Origin of the sequence: Burkholderia sp. AU30280 (assembly GCF_020420125.1) — a bacterium.
Lineage (GTDB): Bacteria > Pseudomonadota > Gammaproteobacteria > Burkholderiales > Burkholderiaceae > Burkholderia.
The window spans coordinates 193,560-209,506 of record NZ_JAIZRY010000012.1 but is presented as its reverse complement, the minus strand read 5'-3'; the positions used below and the strand labels follow the sequence as shown (position 1 = coordinate 209,506).

14 protein-coding genes are annotated in these 15,947 nt (G+C 68.8%); all 14 read right to left on the bottom strand.

Going from position 1 to position 15,947, the window contains the following annotated elements; genetic code table 11:
* Positions 1-78: 78 nt before the first annotated feature.
* The 14 genes from LGN17_RS26240 to LGN17_RS26175 all read right to left on the bottom strand — a co-directional run bounded on the left by LGN17_RS26240 (position 79) and on the right by LGN17_RS26175 (position 15,945).
* Complete coding sequence (locus tag LGN17_RS26240; RefSeq protein WP_006484033.1) at positions 79-813, bottom strand: RNA polymerase sigma factor FliA; 735 nt, start codon at positions 811-813, stop codon at positions 79-81.
* A gap of 22 nt (positions 814-835) precedes the next feature.
* Positions 836-1,654: a MinD/ParA family protein gene (locus LGN17_RS26235; RefSeq protein WP_226199397.1), complete on the bottom strand. Its 819-nt coding sequence runs from the start codon at positions 1,652-1,654 to the stop codon at positions 836-838.
* The gene (gene flhF, locus LGN17_RS26230) at positions 1,647-3,383 is read right to left on the bottom strand and encodes a flagellar biosynthesis protein FlhF (RefSeq protein WP_226199391.1); all 1,737 of its coding nucleotides are present in this window, start codon (positions 3,381-3,383) and stop codon (positions 1,647-1,649) included. Before flhF ends, LGN17_RS26235 begins: the two co-directional genes overlap by 8 nt.
* Positions 3,380-5,479 carry a flagellar biosynthesis protein FlhA gene (flhA, locus tag LGN17_RS26225; RefSeq protein WP_175958264.1) on the bottom strand — a complete coding sequence of 700 codons (2,100 nt, stop codon included), beginning with the start codon at positions 5,477-5,479 and terminating at the stop codon, positions 3,380-3,382. Before flhA ends, flhF begins: the two co-directional genes overlap by 4 nt.
* Entirely contained in the window at positions 5,476-6,672 is a 1,197-nt protein-coding gene (gene flhB, locus LGN17_RS26220) for a flagellar biosynthesis protein FlhB (RefSeq protein WP_226199387.1), read from the bottom strand. The genes flhA and flhB overlap by 4 nt, the downstream gene beginning before the upstream one ends.
* A gap of 340 nt (positions 6,673-7,012) precedes the next feature.
* Positions 7,013-7,393 (bottom strand): DUF805 domain-containing protein, encoded by a 381-nt coding sequence (locus LGN17_RS26215; protein ID WP_226199385.1) that lies wholly within the window; start codon positions 7,391-7,393, stop codon positions 7,013-7,015.
* Between the two features lie 574 nt (positions 7,394-7,967).
* On the bottom strand, positions 7,968-9,203 hold the full coding sequence (locus LGN17_RS26210; protein WP_226199381.1) for a DUF3443 family protein: 1,236 nt from the start codon (positions 9,201-9,203) through the stop codon (positions 7,968-7,970).
* A gap of 16 nt (positions 9,204-9,219) precedes the next feature.
* Positions 9,220-9,723, bottom strand: coding sequence for a DUF2844 domain-containing protein (locus LGN17_RS26205; RefSeq protein ID WP_175958267.1), 504 nt, complete (start codon positions 9,721-9,723; stop codon positions 9,220-9,222).
* Positions 9,724-9,984: 261 nt separating this feature from the next.
* On the bottom strand, positions 9,985-10,716 hold the full coding sequence (gene cheZ / locus LGN17_RS26200; protein ID WP_226199379.1) for a protein phosphatase CheZ: 732 nt from the start codon (positions 10,714-10,716) through the stop codon (positions 9,985-9,987).
* Position 10,717: 1 nt separating this feature from the next.
* Entirely contained in the window at positions 10,718-11,113 is a 396-nt protein-coding gene (cheY, locus tag LGN17_RS26195) for a chemotaxis response regulator CheY (RefSeq protein WP_011350601.1), read from the bottom strand.
* A gap of 67 nt (positions 11,114-11,180) precedes the next feature.
* Positions 11,181-12,272 (bottom strand): protein-glutamate methylesterase/protein-glutamine glutaminase, encoded by a 1,092-nt coding sequence (locus tag LGN17_RS26190; protein ID WP_226199377.1) that lies wholly within the window; start codon positions 12,270-12,272, stop codon positions 11,181-11,183.
* Complete coding sequence (gene cheD / locus LGN17_RS26185) at positions 12,269-12,994, bottom strand: chemoreceptor glutamine deamidase CheD (protein WP_226199372.1); 726 nt, start codon at positions 12,992-12,994, stop codon at positions 12,269-12,271. Before cheD ends, LGN17_RS26190 begins: the two co-directional genes overlap by 4 nt.
* Positions 12,991-13,980 (bottom strand): CheR family methyltransferase, encoded by a 990-nt coding sequence (locus tag LGN17_RS26180; protein ID WP_226199369.1) that lies wholly within the window; start codon positions 13,978-13,980, stop codon positions 12,991-12,993. The genes cheD and LGN17_RS26180 overlap by 4 nt, the downstream gene beginning before the upstream one ends.
* Positions 13,981-13,983: 3 nt before the next feature.
* A complete protein-coding gene (locus LGN17_RS26175) occupies positions 13,984-15,945 on the bottom strand; it encodes a methyl-accepting chemotaxis protein (protein ID WP_226199368.1) in 1,962 nt (653 codons plus the stop codon).
* Positions 15,946-15,947 lie beyond the last annotated feature (2 nt).

The window sequence follows — 15,947 nt, the reverse complement described above, 5'->3', positions numbered from 1 at the left end:
CGGCGCGCAGAATGCGCAAGCGCGGCGCACACACGGCGCAAGCGCGCGGCGCCGTCGCGCGCGGCCGTCAGGAAAGGGTCAGGACTCCGCGCCGACCCACGCCTGTTCGCGCAGCCGCGCGCGCAGGCGCGCGACGGCCTGGCTGTGCAGCTGGCACACGCGCGATTCGCTCACTTCGAGCACCGCGCCGATCTCGCGCAGATTCAGACCCCGTTCGTAGTACAGCGACATCAGCAGCTTCTCGCGCTCCGGCAGCCGCTCGATCGCCTCGACGAGCGCTTCGCGCAGGTGCTCGTCGAGCAGCGCCGACAGCGGATCGGCGTGATCGACGCGGTAGCGGTCGAGGAACGGCTCGTCGTCGGCCGCACGGTCGAAATCCTCGTAGTAGATCAGCTGGCTGCCGTGCAGGTCCTGCAGCATCCCCTGGTATTCGTCGAGCGGCATGTTCAGGTGCTGCGCGATCTCGGTCTCGCTCGCCGAGCGGCCGAGGTGCTGCTCGACCTGGTGCACCGCGTGCTCGACCTCGCGCGACGTCTTGCGCAGGCTGCGCGGCAGCCAGTCGTTGCTGCGCAGCTCGTCGAGCATCGCGCCGCGAATGCGCTGCGTCGCGTAGGTCTCGAACTGCGCGCCCTGGTCTTCCTTGTAGCGGCCGGCCGCGTCCATCAGGCCGATCATGCCGGCCTGGATCAGGTCGTCGAGGTCGACGCTCGCCGGCATCTTCGCGACGAGCTGCAGCCCGAGGCGGCGCACGAGCGGCGCATATTGCGCGAGCACGTCGGCCTGGGACATCTTTCCTTGAGCGTTGTACATCATGGCTCTCTCCTTCCGGTGGCCCTCACGCGGCGTGTGCCGCGCCCGCCTCATACGACGGCTTGCCGCCCGCGTGCACGGCGCGGCCCGCACCCGAATGCGGGCGCATCGGCCAGTACAGCAGGTCGGCGGCAATCTGCCGGTAGTCGCGCGCGGCAGCCGACGACGGGAACGCGTCGACCACGACACGCATCAGCTCGCGTGCGTGCTCGACGAGCGGATCGGCGCTCACGCAGCCCGCGTCGGCGATCGACACCGTCAGGTAGCGGCTCGCGACGCCCGCGAGGTTGTCGAACGCGACCTTCGCGTCCGCGTGGCTGCCGACGTGATTGGTCAGCACGCGGAACTGCGCGAGCGCATGCGCGAAATGCAGCCGCTTCATGCACGCGTACGCCTCGGTGATCGCCTGCGCGGCGACCCGCGTGACGACCAGCACGTCGTGCGCTTCACGTGCGAGCGTCGAGAACGAACCGTCGGCGCCGAGCTGCGCGTCGACGAGGACGATGTCGGCCGGCCCGTCGATGAAATCGCTCAGTTGCGCATCGGTGTAGCCGGTGCGTGCGAGCCGCGCCGCGCCGCACAGGCCGAAGCCGGCCGCGACCCGCGTGCGTTCGCCGTCGCGCAGCCACGCGCCCGCCAGCGTCGCGCTGGCCGAATGCACGTCGGCACGCTCGTCGACGACGAGCACATCCTTGCCGAGCGACGCGAGCGCCGCCGCCAGGTTCACGACGGTGGACGTGCAGCCGACACCCGCCGGCCCGCCCGTCACCGCGACGATGCGCGACGCGCGCCCGGCCAGCAGGCGCCGCAGCCCTTCGGCCTGGTCGATGATTCGTTTATCCAAATCGCACCTCGTGCAGCTCGGCGGTGGAACGTGCGGTCAGTGCGGAGAGCAGCGTCGGCATGTCCTCGTCTTGCGGCACGAAGGGCGAGCCGTCGCGCGGTACACAGAACGCGCTCTTCAGCAGGAATTTGGTCGACGCGACGTACAGGTTCTCCGGCACCTTCTGGCCGGTCGACACGTAATGGATCGGCAGCTTGTAGCGGATCACCGTGTCGAGCACGCCGCCGAGGTGGGTCGCCTCGTCGAGCTTCGTGAGGATGCAGCCGGCCAGGTCCGGATGCTCACCCGCGCTGCGGTACGCCTGCACGACTTCGTTGAGCGTGTCGCCGTGGCTCGTCGCGTTGAGCAGCAGCAGGCGCTGCACCGGCGCGTTCGCCCCGTGCAGCATCGCGATCTGGTCGGATACCGCGCGGTCGCGCTGGCTCATGCCGATCGTGTCGATCAGCACGATGTGCTTGTTGCGCAGCTCGGACAGCGCGAGCGCGAGGTCGCCCGCATCCTTCACCGCGTGCACCGGCACGCCGAGGATCTTGCCGAAGATGCGCAGCTGCTCGTGGCCGCCGATCCGGTAGCTGTCGGTGGTCAGCAGCGCGACCTTGCTCGCGCCGAAGCGCATCACGCAGCGTGCGGCCAGCTTCGCGGTGGTGGTCGTCTTGCCGACGCCCGTCGGCCCCATCAGCGCGAACACGCCGCCGCGCTCCATCAGCGCATCCTCGCTTTCGAGCACCGGCAGGTTCGACGCGAGCACCGACTGCGCCCATGCGGCGGCCTGTTCGAAGGTCTGCGCGCCGTCGCCGGCCGGCATGTTGTCGACCAGCATCCGCACAAGCTGCGCGGAAAAACCGGCCGCGAACAGGTGCTTCGTCAGCGCGCCATGCACGGCGCTGCGACGCTGGCGGTCGTGCCACAACAGGCTGTCGAACTGTTCTTCCATCATCCCGCGCAGTTCGCCGAGCTCCTGCATCACCGTATCGTTGACGATCCGCTCGATGCGCGACTTCACTGCGTCGGCCACCGCGGCCGCGGTGTCGGCGGACAGGCGCGTGCGCTCGGCCGTCTTCGCGGCATAGGCCGCGTTCGCGTTCGTGTCGGGCGCGCGGGCGGCGGCCGGCATCCGGCGTTCGGCGTCGCGCACGATGTCGCGCGCCCAGTCGGGCGGCGTCGCGCTCGCGGCGGCCCGCGGGGCAGGCGCGTTCGCCTGCGGCGCGGCGGGCGCCGCCTGCGCGCGCGCCATCAGCGCGTCACGCTGTTGCGTCAGGCGCTTCGCGTGCTCGACGAGCCACGGTGCGGGTTCGGAGGCGGCGGCCGGGGCCGCGGCAGGCGGCGCTGCCGCAGCCGGCGCGTCGTCATCGATCGCCGACGGTTGCGCCGCCGAGTCGTCCGCTTCGGCGCTTGCGCCGAACACCGACGAGAACACGTCCGGCAGCCCGCCTTCACCTGCCGCATACGGATTGACCGTCGGGCGGGCCAGCGCCGCGCCCGGGCGCGACACGATGCCCGGCACCGCGGCGGCCGGCACGGATTCCGGCACGCGCGGCGCGGCGATGCGCGGGCGCGCCGCAGCCGGCGGCGTCACGGCGGCCAGGTCCGAATCTGCAAGCGCAACGATTTCCACGCTGCCGTCATCGAGCGTGCGGTTCGACAGCACGACCGCGTCGGCGCCGAGCGCCTCGCGCACGAGACGAAGTGCGTCGCGGCTCGTTGCGCCGGTGAATTTGCGAATGTTCAAGCGGAACCCCCGATGACGTTAACGACTTTGATCGTGCGTGTGTCCGGCACTTCGGCGTACGACAGCACTTTCAATTGCGGCAGGCTGCGGCGCAGGAAACGCGCGAGCATCGCGCGCAGCGCGTGCTGCACCAGCAGCACGGGCGGCAGCCCGAGATTCTGTTGACGCAGCATCGCCTGTTGCGTGCCGGTCAGAAGGTTGTGCGCGAGGCCGGGTTCGAGGCCCGGGTTCGCGCCGGTGGCGAGCGCCTGCGACAGCACGCGCTCGAGATTCGAGTCGAGGCCCATCACCTGCATCTCGCCTGCGCCCGGATACCACTGCTGCGTGATCGCGCGGCCGAGCGCCAGCCGCACGGCGGCCGTGATCTCGAACGCATCGCCGCGGCCCGCGTGTTCGGACACGGCCTCGAGGATCGTGCGCATGTCGCGGATCGGCACGCCTTCCTCGAGCAGGTTCTGCAGCACCTTCTGCAGGGTCGTCAGCGAGATCGTCTTCGGGATGAGGTCCTCGACGAGCGACGGCGCGTCCTTGCCGGTGCGCTCGACGAGCGACTGCACTTCCTGGCGGCCGAGCAGCTCGGCCGCGTGCTGGACGACCAGATGATTCAGGTGCGTCGCGACGACCGTGCTCGCGTCGACCACCGTGTAGCCGTACACCTGCGCCTGTTCGCGCATCGCGACGTCGATCCACACGGCCGGCAGCCCGAACGCGGGATCCTGCGTGACGGCGCCCGGCAGCGCGGCCGTCACCTGGCCGGGGTTGATCGCGAGCCACTGGCCCGGGAACACTTCGCCGACGCCGATCTCGACGCCCTTCAGCGCGATCCGGTACGCGTTCGGCCGCAGCTCGAGGTTGTCGCGGATATGGATCACCGGCGGCAGGAAGCCGATTTCCTGCGCGAATTTCTTGCGGATGCTCTTGATGCGCTTGAGCAGTTCGCCGTCGCTGTTCTTGTCGACGAGCGGGATCAGCCGGTAACCGACTTCCAGCCCGAGCGGGTCGATCAGCTGCACGTCGTCCCAGGTCGCCTCGTGGCTGTCCGACGGCAGCGCCGCGGGCGGCGCGATGTCGGTCAGGTCGCCGGCCGCCTTGCGGGCCGCCGCGCGCTTGGTCTGCGTGCGGGCCAGCCAGATCGCGCCGCCGCCGAGCGCGAGGAACGCGAAGTGCGGCATGCCGGGGATCAGCCCCATCAGCCCGATGATCGCGCCGGTGATGTTCAGCACGCGCGGGTTCGTGAACAGCTGGCCGGTGATCTGCGTGCCGATGTCCTCGTCGGTCGCGACGCGCGACACGATCACGCCCGCCGCGGTCGAGATCACGAGCGACGGGATCTGCGCGACGAGGCCGTCGCCGATCGTCAGCAGCGTGTAGTTCGTGCCGGCCGCGGCGAACGTCATGTCGTGCTGGACCATCCCGACGATCAGCCCGCCGATCACGTTGATCGCCATGATGATCAGGCCGGCGATCGCGTCGCCGCGCACGAACTTCGACGCGCCGTCCATCGACCCGTAGAACTCGGCTTCCTGCGACACGGCCAGGCGGCGCTTGCGGGCCTGCTCTTCGTTGATGAGGCCCGCGTTCAGGTCGGCGTCGATCGCCATCTGCTTGCCGGGCATCGCATCGAGCGTGAAGCGCGCGGACACTTCGGCGATCCGCCCCGCGCCCTTCGTGATCACCATGAAGTTGATGATCATCAGGATCACGAACACGACGATACCGACCGCGAAGTTGCCGCCGACGAGGAAGTGGCCGAATGCCTCGATCACCTGGCCGGCCGCGTCCGGGCCCGTGTGGCCTTCGAGCAGCACGACGCGCGTCGACGCGACGTTCAGCGACAGGCGCAGCAGCGTCGAGAACAGCAGCACGCTCGGGAACGCCGCGAAGTCGAGCGGCTTCATCGTGTACATGCTGACGAGCAGCACCATCACGGACAGCGCGATGTTGAACGTGAACAGCAGATCCAGCAGCAGCGGGGGCAGCGGCAGGATCATCATCCCCAGGATCATGCAGATGAGGATCGGGCCCGCGAGCGCGCGCAGGTTGGTGCCCGCGAACGGGTTCGGGCGCTTCGCGAACAGGCCGGTCGGGGTGCTCATGCCGCACCTGCCTTGCCGAGCGTGTCTTCGGCTTCCTCGCGTTCGTCTTCGGCGGGCACCGACGCGCCCTTGTCGAGGTCGGCCGGCACCGCCAGATCGACCGGCGCCGCCGGGAACGCGCCGCCTTCCGAACGGAAGCGCTTGAGCTGGTAGACCCACGCGAGCACTTCGGCGACGGCCGAGTACAGCGAGCCGGGAATCTCGCGTTCGAGTTCGACGTTGTGATACAGCGCACGCGCGAGCGGCGGCGCCTCGAGCAGCGGCACGTTGTGCTCGGCCGCGAGTTCGCGGATGCGCGCGGCGACGAGGTTCACGCCCTTCGCGACGACCTTCGGCGCGCGCATCTCGCCGTCCGTGTATTGCAGCGCGACGGCGAAGTGCGTCGGGTTCGTCACGACCACGTCGGCCTTCGGCACAGCCGCCATCATCCGGCGGCGCGCGATCGCGCGCTGCTGCTGGCGGATGCGCCCCTTCACGTGCGGATCGCCTTCGTTCTCGCGATGCTCGCGCTTCACTTCTTCCTTCGTCATGCGCAACTTCTTGTTGTACTGCCAGATTTGGTAAGGCACATCGAGTGCGGCGACCACCAGCATCCCGGCGACCGTCGTGCCGCAGCACACGGCGACCAGGTGCAGCGCATCGGGCAGCGCCGCGCCGAGCGGCTGCGTCGCGAGGCCGAGCAGCTCGTCCTTGCTGCGCCAGATCGCGACGCCGCCGATCCCGCCGACGACCAGCGTCTTCGCGAGCGACATCCCGAGCTGGATCGGCCCCTGGATCGAGAAGATCCGGCCGAGGCCGGAGATCGGGTTGAGGCGGTCGAACTTCAGCTCGAACGTCTTCGACGAGATCAGCCAGCCGCCGAGCGCCATCGGCGCGAGCAGCGCGGCGACGCCGGTGAGCGCGAGGATCGGCAGCAGCGCGGCAAAGCCTTCGAGGCTCGCGCTGCCGGCCGCCGACAGCATCCGGTTCGTGTCGAACGCGGTCGCGCGATCGAACGTGAACGCGCCGCGCAGCATCGCCTGCAGATGCCCGCCCGACGGGCCCGCGAGCAGCCAGGCGCCATAGAACCCGGCCGCGAGCAGCGCGAACGAAGCCAGCTCGCGCGAACGCGCGACCTGCCCCTCCTCGCGCGCCTTCTCGCGGCGCCTGGGAGTGGCGGCTTCGGTCTTGTCGAGATCGCTCTCGTCTGCCACGTGGCCTCCAGTCGGGTACGGCGGAATGCCGCTTTCCAGTGACACCGATTATTCATGGAGGCGTCAAACGCCGATCGGTCGAGCAAAGCCGGGAAAGGGGGGTATTTCGGGGAATCGGGGGAGCCGGCGCGAACGGGCCTGGAAGGGGGACGGAACGGTGTGCGGCGCGGCGGAAAAACGCGCCGATCAGTGCGATCGCGGGGTGTCGGCTCCGGACCCAGCGGCGACGGCGTGAAGCGAGGAAGAAGCGCGGAAAGGGAGAAGCGGTGAAACGGCCTGGCGGGTGCGACGCGAAACCCTGCCCCGACGCGACGGCGTCGCGCGTCGGAGCAGGCGTCGGTCAGGCTGCCGCGACCGGATCCTCGCCGAAGCGGTTCGGACCTTCGGTGCCGCGCGAGCACATCCACACGAGCAGCAGGATGCCGCCGACGATCGGAATCAGCGCGAGCAGCAGAAACCAGCCCGAGCGGCCCGTATCGTGCAGCCGGCGCACGCTGACCGCGATGCTCGGAATGATCAGCGCCAGCGAAGCCAGGCCGATCACGACGAGCAGCAGCAGCGTGATCAGCCCCGCGTCGCGGCCCGCCGCGCCGATGATCTGCGCGGCGATCGACAGCGCGCAGGTCAGCAGCGCGAAATACCAGTATTCGGCACGGCGCGCACGGCCTTCGAATGTCGCGTATTTATTGAGTGCGGAACGAACGGCTTCTGAAAAATTCATCTTATTACCCTCCTGTTTTATATAGACGACCCCGGAAACAACGCCGGCATTATATGTTTGAATTTCGACGGACTCCATCTGTTTTCACATACCGGGTAGTGCGTGCGCCCGGCCGTATTGCCGCCCGAACGGCGCGGGAGCGGCTGCAACAGCGGAATGCGACACCATCGGCTTGCATGCCGCGTCATTTCAATAATCTTGAAGACCTGACAGAAACTGCAGCCCGGGATAATCCGGCATTTGATTACATCAGAATGAAATCCGGGTGCGATCGATAATCGGCGAAAGTGTGCCGCATTCGATTAACAGGCCGGCATTACGCAGGCGTGCAAAGCGCGCCACCCTTCGCCATTCCCGATTCCCGATTCCGGTCGAACCGCACCATGCTCCGCCATCCGCTCGTGCCGTGGCTGTCGCTCGCCTGCGTGCCAATAGCCGGCTGCGCAGGCGCGCCGGCTCCGCCGCCGGGCGCGTATGCGGCGCGCCGGTCGGCCCCGTCGCACCACGCTCCGCGTCCGGACAAAAAAAGGGGGCGATCGCTCGCCCCCTTGTTCCTACGTCCCGCCGTGCCGCGTCAGAACGCGACGAAAGGCGCCGCGCCGCCGCTCGACGTCTTGTCCATCCCGAAGTAGATCGTCTTGCCGTAGAAGTGCGGCATGCCGATATCGAGCCAGCTGGACGAACCGAACGGCCCCGCGATGTCGTTGAACGCGAACGTCGACGGGTTCGAGAACAGCGAATCCGCGTTCACGACGGGCATCGATACCGTGCCGCTCACACCGTTCTGGCCGGTCAGCGTCGCCGAATAGGTGGCCGACGCCGTCGGGCAGTAGAACTGCGTGTTCTTCGAACAGACCGTCTGCGACGAATCGTTGAAGAAGTACGCATTCGAACCCGTATCGAAGAACGCCGTCACGTTGCGCCCGAGGAACGCCGCGTTGACGTCGCCCGTCGTGGTCGACGTCATCACGGTCTTCCCGGTCAGGTCGGGCAGGCCGAACGTCAGCGTCCCGGTTGCGCTCGCCTGTCCGTTGTTCGAGATGGTCGGCATGCTCACGCTCACCCCGCTGCTGTCGGCGAAATGATGCACGGGGTTGGCCACCTGCTGGGCCACCGGCACGAGCGCAATCGTGCAGTTCGCGTTGTCGCCGTTCGGGCATGCGTAGTAGTTGTTGTTCGTCGACGTGGACGTCGCGCAGGTCGTACCGCAGTCGACCGGCGCCGGCCCGATGCCGAGGATCCCGTTCGCGCCGAGCGCGCTCGCCGTGTTGGCCGACGCGCCGCCGTTCGTGCACGAGCTCGGCACGTTCGTCGTGCCGAGGTCGCCGATGATCTGCACGGGCAGCGAGCTCGCCTGCTCGGAGCCGATCGACAAGTCGACCGTGCGCACCGAACCCCACGTATAGCTCGACACGAACTTGCCGCACTCGGCAACCGGCGCGCCGCCGCTCGTCACCTGCGGGAGGCTGCCGAGCACGCCCGACACGGCGCTGCCGACGAGCCGCAGCCCGTAGGACGCGGTATCGACGAGCACGTTGTTGACCACCTGGCAGTTCGACGTGCCCGGCGCACAGACCTTCAGGCTGATGGTCGGGATGTTGATCACGTTCGCGACGCCGGCGTTGACGGTGATGACGGCCGTGTTCCCGGAATTGCCGTCCGAGCCGCCGTTACCGTTGTTGCCATTGTTGCCGTTATTGCCCGAACTGCCGCCGCCGTCGCCGCCGCCGCATGCCGTCACGAGGACGGCCGTCGCCGCCGCGAGGCCCAGCACGCCGAGCCAGCGCTTGAATGTACGAGGAATTCTCAAGATCGCTCTCCCGCTGTCACTGGATGTCGGTGCCGGTCAGGCCGGCAGGCAGCGCCGCCGGCAGCCACGCCTGGCCCGAGAAGGCGCCCATGTGGCCGCCTGTCCGGATCACGAGGCCGCTCGTGTCGACGGACACGGGCGCGCGCCAGCCGCGCGCCTTGTGTGCCGCCTGGACGCCTGCGGTGTACTGCGGGAAATAGCTGCCGAGCAGCGAAGCGAGATCCGGCATCGTCGGCCCTTGCCACGCGAGGCCGAACACGCTGCCGGCGGCCGACGTGTATTCGTGGATGACGGTGCCCGATCCGAGCGTGATCTCGCGGACGGTATAGGCGGCCGTGCTCGTCTGCACGCCGTCTGCCGAACGCATTGCGCGCTGCAACGCGCGCACGGTTGCGGCCTGATCGTCCGCCGGCGGCGACATCGGCGCGCCGCCCAGTTCCGCGTATGCGTGGACGCTCCACAGCACACCCATTGCAGCCGTCGCGTGCGCGACAGCCCAGCCCAAGCGTTTCAGCTTCACGTTCCCCCCCAAGGGACTGGCTTCGTTGCCGGTGGTGCGGCCATCGGGCCCGCGCCGCCAGCAAACATATGAAATCGTACGAATGACGCTACGTTGCTACTGACGCGTAGTATGCCTGCTGAGTGTGTCGAAGTGTCAATTTGACGCAGGACGACCCTCGGCCTCACGGGTGAGACGCGCGCGGGAATGGGGTGCGGGGAACATGGGACGCATGCATCGGGCGCCGCCGCGACACGCGGCGCGCCGATGCATGCGGCAGGCTCAGAAGCCCAGGCTGGCGAGCAGGTCGTCGACCTGCCCCTGGTCCTGGACCACGTCGGTCTTGCCTTCCGGCGCGATCTGCGGGCCGTTCAGCAGCGACTCGGGGCTGCCGGTCGAACTCATCTGCTCGGCCGCGAACGCAGCCGCGGTGGCCGCGAACTGCTCGCGCCGCTCAGGCGCGATGTTCTCGACGAGCACGGTGAGGAGCTGCTGCTCGATCAGGTAGACCATGTCCATGATCTTCTTGATCACCTGCCCGGTCAGGTCCTGAAAATCCTGCGCGAGCATGATCTCGAGCAGTTGCGCGCTGGTCGCCGACGTCGATTCGGGCAGCGTGCGCAGGAACGTGCGGGTATCGTCCATCAGCGCGCGCACTTCCGCGTGCTCGATCGGTGCCGCATACCACTGCGCCCAGCGCGCGTCGAGCGCCTCGGCCTCGTTCTGGATGCGCGCCTGCATCGGCTTCGCGACCTCGATCGCGTTCAGCACGCGCACGGCGGCCTGCTCGGTCATCGTCGCGACGTAGCGCAGCCGGTCGCGCGCATCGGGTACGGCTTCCGCCGCCCGCTCGACGTGCTTGTCGAGCCCGAGCTCACGCATCGAATCGCGCAGCGTGCGTGTGACATGGCCGATACGCGCGAGGATGCGGTCGCTTGCGAAATCGGCGCCTTCGGCGTGGCCGTCGGCGCTGAACCCCGCACCCGTCAGCGCGGCATGGATCGGCTCGTTCACGTCAGCTCCCGGCCTTCGCCATCTTGTCGATGATCTTGTTCAGCTTCTCGTCGAGCGTTGCCGCCGTGAACGGTTTCACGACGTAGCCGCTCGCGCCGGCCTGCGCGGCCGCGATGATGTTCTCCTTCTTCGACTCGGCCGTGACCATCAGCACCGGCAGGTGCGTGAGCGTCGCGTCCGCGCGGATTTCCTTCAGCATCGCGAGGCCGTCGAGGTTCGGCATGTTCCAGTCGGAGATCACGAAGTCGAAACCGCCGCCGCGCAGCCGCGCAAGGCCGGCCGCGCCGTCCTCGGCCTCGTCGACGTTCGAGTAGCCCAGTTCCTTGAGCAGGTTGCGGACGATCCGGCGCATCGTCGGGAAATCGTCCACCACCAGGATTTTCATGCTCTTGTCCATCGTCGTTCCTTTCCAGATTCGTTTCCGTCAGGACGCGTATCGTGGCACGCGCCCCGTGGCATTCCATTCAAACGCGCTGCACGCGATCGCCCATCGTCGCCAGGCGTGCCATCACGCGGCGGCTCATCTCGGCGAGCGACACGATCTCGTCCGCGCCGCCCAGCGCGATCGCCTCGCGCGGCATCCCGAACACGATGCAGCTTGCTTCGTCCTGCGCGAACGTGTGAGCGCCCGCGCGTTTCATTTCCAGCAGGCCGGCCGCGCCGTCGCGGCCCATCCCGGTCAGGATCACCCCGATCGCGTTCTTGCCCGCGTGCGTCGCCGCCGAGCGGAACAGCACGTCGACCGACGGGCGGTGCCGGTTCACCGGCGGCTCGTCCGACAGTTGCGCAATATAGTTCGCCCCGCTTCTCGCAAGCAACAGGTGCGCGTGGCCCGGCGCGATATACGCGTGGCCCGGCAGCACGCGCTCGCCGTGCTCCGCTTCCTTCACCGCGATCCGGCACAGGCCGTTCAGCCGCTGCGCGAACGACTTCGTGAAGCCGGGCGGCATGTGCTGCGCGATCAGCACGGCCGGCGCATCCGGCGGCAGCGGCGTCAGCACTTCGCGGATCGCCTCGGTGCCGCCCGTCGACGCACCGATGATGATCAGCTTCTCGGTACTGACGAGCGGGTTGTTGATCATCGGCGCGGCCGGGTGGCTGTCCGCCGCGCGCGCGACGGCCTGCGGCTGCGGCGCCTGGCGCACGCGCGCACGCGACGCCGCGCGGATCTTGTCGGCGAGCTTTTCCGCATAGTCGAGCATCCCGTCGCGAATCCCGACGCGCGGCTTCGTGACGAAATCGACCGCGCCGAGTTCGAGCGCGCGCAGCGTGATTTCCGAGCCGCGCTCGGTCAGCGACGACACCATCACGACCGGCATCGGCCGCAGGCGCATCAGCTTCTCGAGGAAGTCGAGCCCGTCCATGCGCGGCATTTCGACGTCGAGCGTGAGCACGTCGGGGTTGTGCTGCTTGATGAGCTCGCGCGCGACGAGCGGATCGGGCGCGGTCGCGACCACCGTCATGTCGGGCTGGCTGTTGATGATCTCGGTCATCAGGCTGCGGATCAGCGCCGAATCGTCGACGCACAACACTTTGATCTTCTGCACTGCGGTCATGCCTCCTGCTTTCTTGATAGGTTCGCCGCCCGCACGCCGCCGGCCGGCGCCGCGCTGCGCGCACCGAACAGCTCGATGCGCGGCCGCGCCGGCTGCGGCGGGGCCGGACGCTTCGCCGAGAACAGCTCGACTTGCGGACGCGGCCGTGCGGCGCGGGCGCGATCGGCCTCGCGGGCGAGCGCGGCTTCGCGCTCGGTGACGCCCGGCACCTGCAGCCGCAGCTTCTTCACCATCGCGCGCCCGCTGTTCGCCATGAACGCGACCTTGCGCGGGTGCACGCCCTGCAGGTCTTCCGCCGTGATGCGGATGCGTTCGAGCGCCAGGTAGCGGCGCACGAAATCCGCGTTGCGGTCGCCGATGTTGATCGTCGTCATCCCGGCCAGCACGGCGGCGCCCCCGAACACCTTCGCCTCGAAGCGTTCGCGGCGCCCGCCGGCCTTGATCATCTCGTTGATCAGCACTTCCATCGCATACGCACCGTAGCGCATCGATTCCGACGCGGCCGCGCCCGGATCGGCGCCGTCGTCGGGCAACATGAAGTGGTTCATCCCGCCGATGCCCGCGTACGGGTCGTGCAGGCACGCGGCGACGCACGAGCCGAGCACGGTCATCAGCACCATGTCCTCGGACGTCGTGTAGAACTCGTTCGGCAACAGCTTCACGCCGGGACGGCCGAAGTGATTGTCGAAGTAGCGATTGGTTGCGATCGGCAGGGCGCTCATCCGCGCTCTCCAAAAGCGGGCGCGGCGCCCGCGGCCCGTGCGCGCACCGGCGACGGCATCGCCGCCGCAGGCGCCTGCGCACCACGCGACCGCGTGCCGATTGCGGCGTCGCGGGTCAGTTCATACACCGTCTGCCCGCGCAGCCGGAACGCCTGCGTGACATACGTGAAATTCTCCGAGTGGCCGGCGAACAGCAGCCCGCCCGGCTTCACGAGCGGCTCGAAGCGCGACAGCACCTGCCCCTGCGTCGGCTTGTCGAAATAGATCATCACGTTGCGGCAGAAGATCGCGTCGAACGGCTTCGCGATCCCGTAGTCCGCATCGGTCAGGTTCAGCTGCTCGAAGCGGATCATCGCGCGCAGCTCGGGGCGCACCTTCACGCGGCCGGCCTGCGCGCCCGTGCCCTTCAGGAAGAAGCGCTTCAGCCGCTCGGGCGACAGGTGCTTGACCTGGTCGTACGTGTAGATGCCGGCTTCCGCCTTCGCGAGCACCTGCGTGTCGAGGTCGGTCGCGAGGATCGACGCGCCGCGCGCCGCCGATTCGCCGAGCGCCTCGATCAGCGTGATCGCGATCGAGTACGGCTCCTCGCCGGTCGACGCCGCCGAGCACCACACCGACACCGGTGCCGGCCGTCCCTTCACGAACTCCGACAGGATCGGGAAATGGTGCGACTCGCGGAAGAACGCGGTCAGGTTTGTCGTGAGCGCATTGGTGAACGCTTCCCACTCGAGCGGATCGTCTTCCTGCTCGAGCAGGTCGAGGTAGTCGCGGAACGTGTCGAGGCCGCGTGCCCGCAAGCGGCGCGCGAGACGGCTGTACGCCATGTCGCGCTTGTGCTCGGACAGCGAGATCCCCGCGCGTTGATGGATCAGCGCGCGAATGCGTGCGAAATCCGCGCTCGTGAACGCGAAGTCGCGCCCCGGCTCGCCCGCGCGAGGCGAGGCATCCGGTGCATCGGGTCGAAACGGCGCGCGCGCGTGCGACATGGTTTAGAAGGTCTCCCAATCGTCATCGGACGTGCCGGCCGTGGCCGCCGCCGGCTTCTCGCCGTTCAGCGCGGGGCGCACGAGCGCGGGCTTCGCGGCCGGCTTGTCGGCCGGCGCGGCGGTTTTCGCGAGACGCGGCCCATAGCCGCCCGCGGCCGTGCCGCGGGAAGCCGGCGCATCCTTGTGCGCGTGCGCGCCCGTATCGGCCGCACGCTTCGGTTCATGGCCCGCACCCGACGCAGCCGATGCAGCCGCAGCGGCCGCACGCGGTGCCGGCGCGGCGCGCCGTGCCGGTTGTGCGGCAGCTTGCGGCGCCGCATCGAAACGCGGCTCCGACGTCAGCGCCGGCACGGCCGCAGGCTCATGCGCAACCGGCCGCGCGACTCCGCGCGACGGCGCGAGCACGATGCCGCCCGCCACGCGCCAGCCCGACACGATCGCCTTCATCTGGCGCGTCTGCTCCTCGAGCGACGCGGCCGCGGCGGCCGCCTGCTCGACGAGCGCCGCGTTCTGCTGCGTGACCGAATCCATCTGGCCGACCGCGCGATTGACCTGCTCGATGCCGGTCGACTGTTCGTCCGACGCGGCGCTGATCTCGCCCATGATGTCGGTCACGCGGCGCACGGCCTGCACGATCTCGTCCATCGTCGAGCCGGCACGCGCGACGAGCGCCGACCCGCTTTCGACCTTCTCGGCCGAATCGCCGATCAGCTGCTTGATTTCCTTCGCGGCGCTCGCGCTGCGCTGCGCGAGCGAGCGCACCTCGCCCGCGACCACCGCGAAGCCGCGGCCCTGTTCGCCCGCGCGGGCGGCTTCGACTGCCGCGTTCAGTGCGAGGATGTTGGTCTGGAACGCGATGCCTTCGATCGTGCCGATGATGTCGACGACCTTGCCCGAGCTCGCCGCGATGTCCTGCATCGTCGACACGACCTGGCCGACCACGTCGCCGCCCTGCGTCGCGATGTCCGATGCGTTCACCGCGAGCTGGCTGGCCTGCCGCGCGTTCTCCGCGTTCTGCCGCACGGTGCCCGTCAGCTGCTCCATGCTCGACGCGGTTTCCTGCAGCGATGCGGCCTGCTCCTCGGTACGCTGCGACAGGTCGATGTTGCCGGTCGCGATCTCGCGCGCGCCGACGTCGATCGATTCGGTGCCGCGATGCACGGCCTGCACCATCGTCGTGACGGCGTCCTGCATCCGCTTGATGCCGCCGAACAGGCGGCCGATCTCGTTCGTGCTGAACACGTTCACCGGCTGCGTGAGGTCGCCGCCGGCGATGCGCTCGAAGTGCGCGATCGCGTCCTCGAGCGGCTGCACGATCAGCCCGCGCAGCGCGAAGCGGATCGCGATCACGACGACGAACGCGATCGCGATGCCGGCCGCGATCAGCCCGATCATCAGCGAGATCTGCGATTGCGTCGCGGCCTGGCGATCTTCCGCACGCTTCTGCAGCGACGCGACCACCGCCGACGCGGCCTGGTCGTACGCGACGAACAACGGGCTGATCTTGGTATCGGCCACAGCGTGGTACGCGGCCATGTCGCCCGCGCGCGCGGCCGCGAACTCGGGCTCGACGCCTTCCTTCACGATCGTCGTGTAGCGGGTGGTCAGGTCGTCGACGAGCGCGGGCTCGACGCCGAGCTTCGACGTCGACTGGAACGCCTGCCAGTTCTGGTTCGACTTCGCGTACAGCTCCTGTGCGCGGTCGAGCACCTTGGCTGCCTCGGCCGTGTTGCCGGCTTCCGTCAGCGACCGGAAGCGGTCGAGCGACACACGCGCACGCAGCAGGTACGACGACGTGTCGTCGAGCGTATGGATCGCCGGCAGGTCGACGTGCGCGATCTCGTCGAGCGAGCGGCTCGCGTGATTCAGCGCGTACAGGCCGAGCCCGCCGACGGCTGCGGCCAGCGCCACCAGGATGAGTCCGACCGCCGTGAGCGTCGTGCGGATCGACCAGTTATGCAACATTG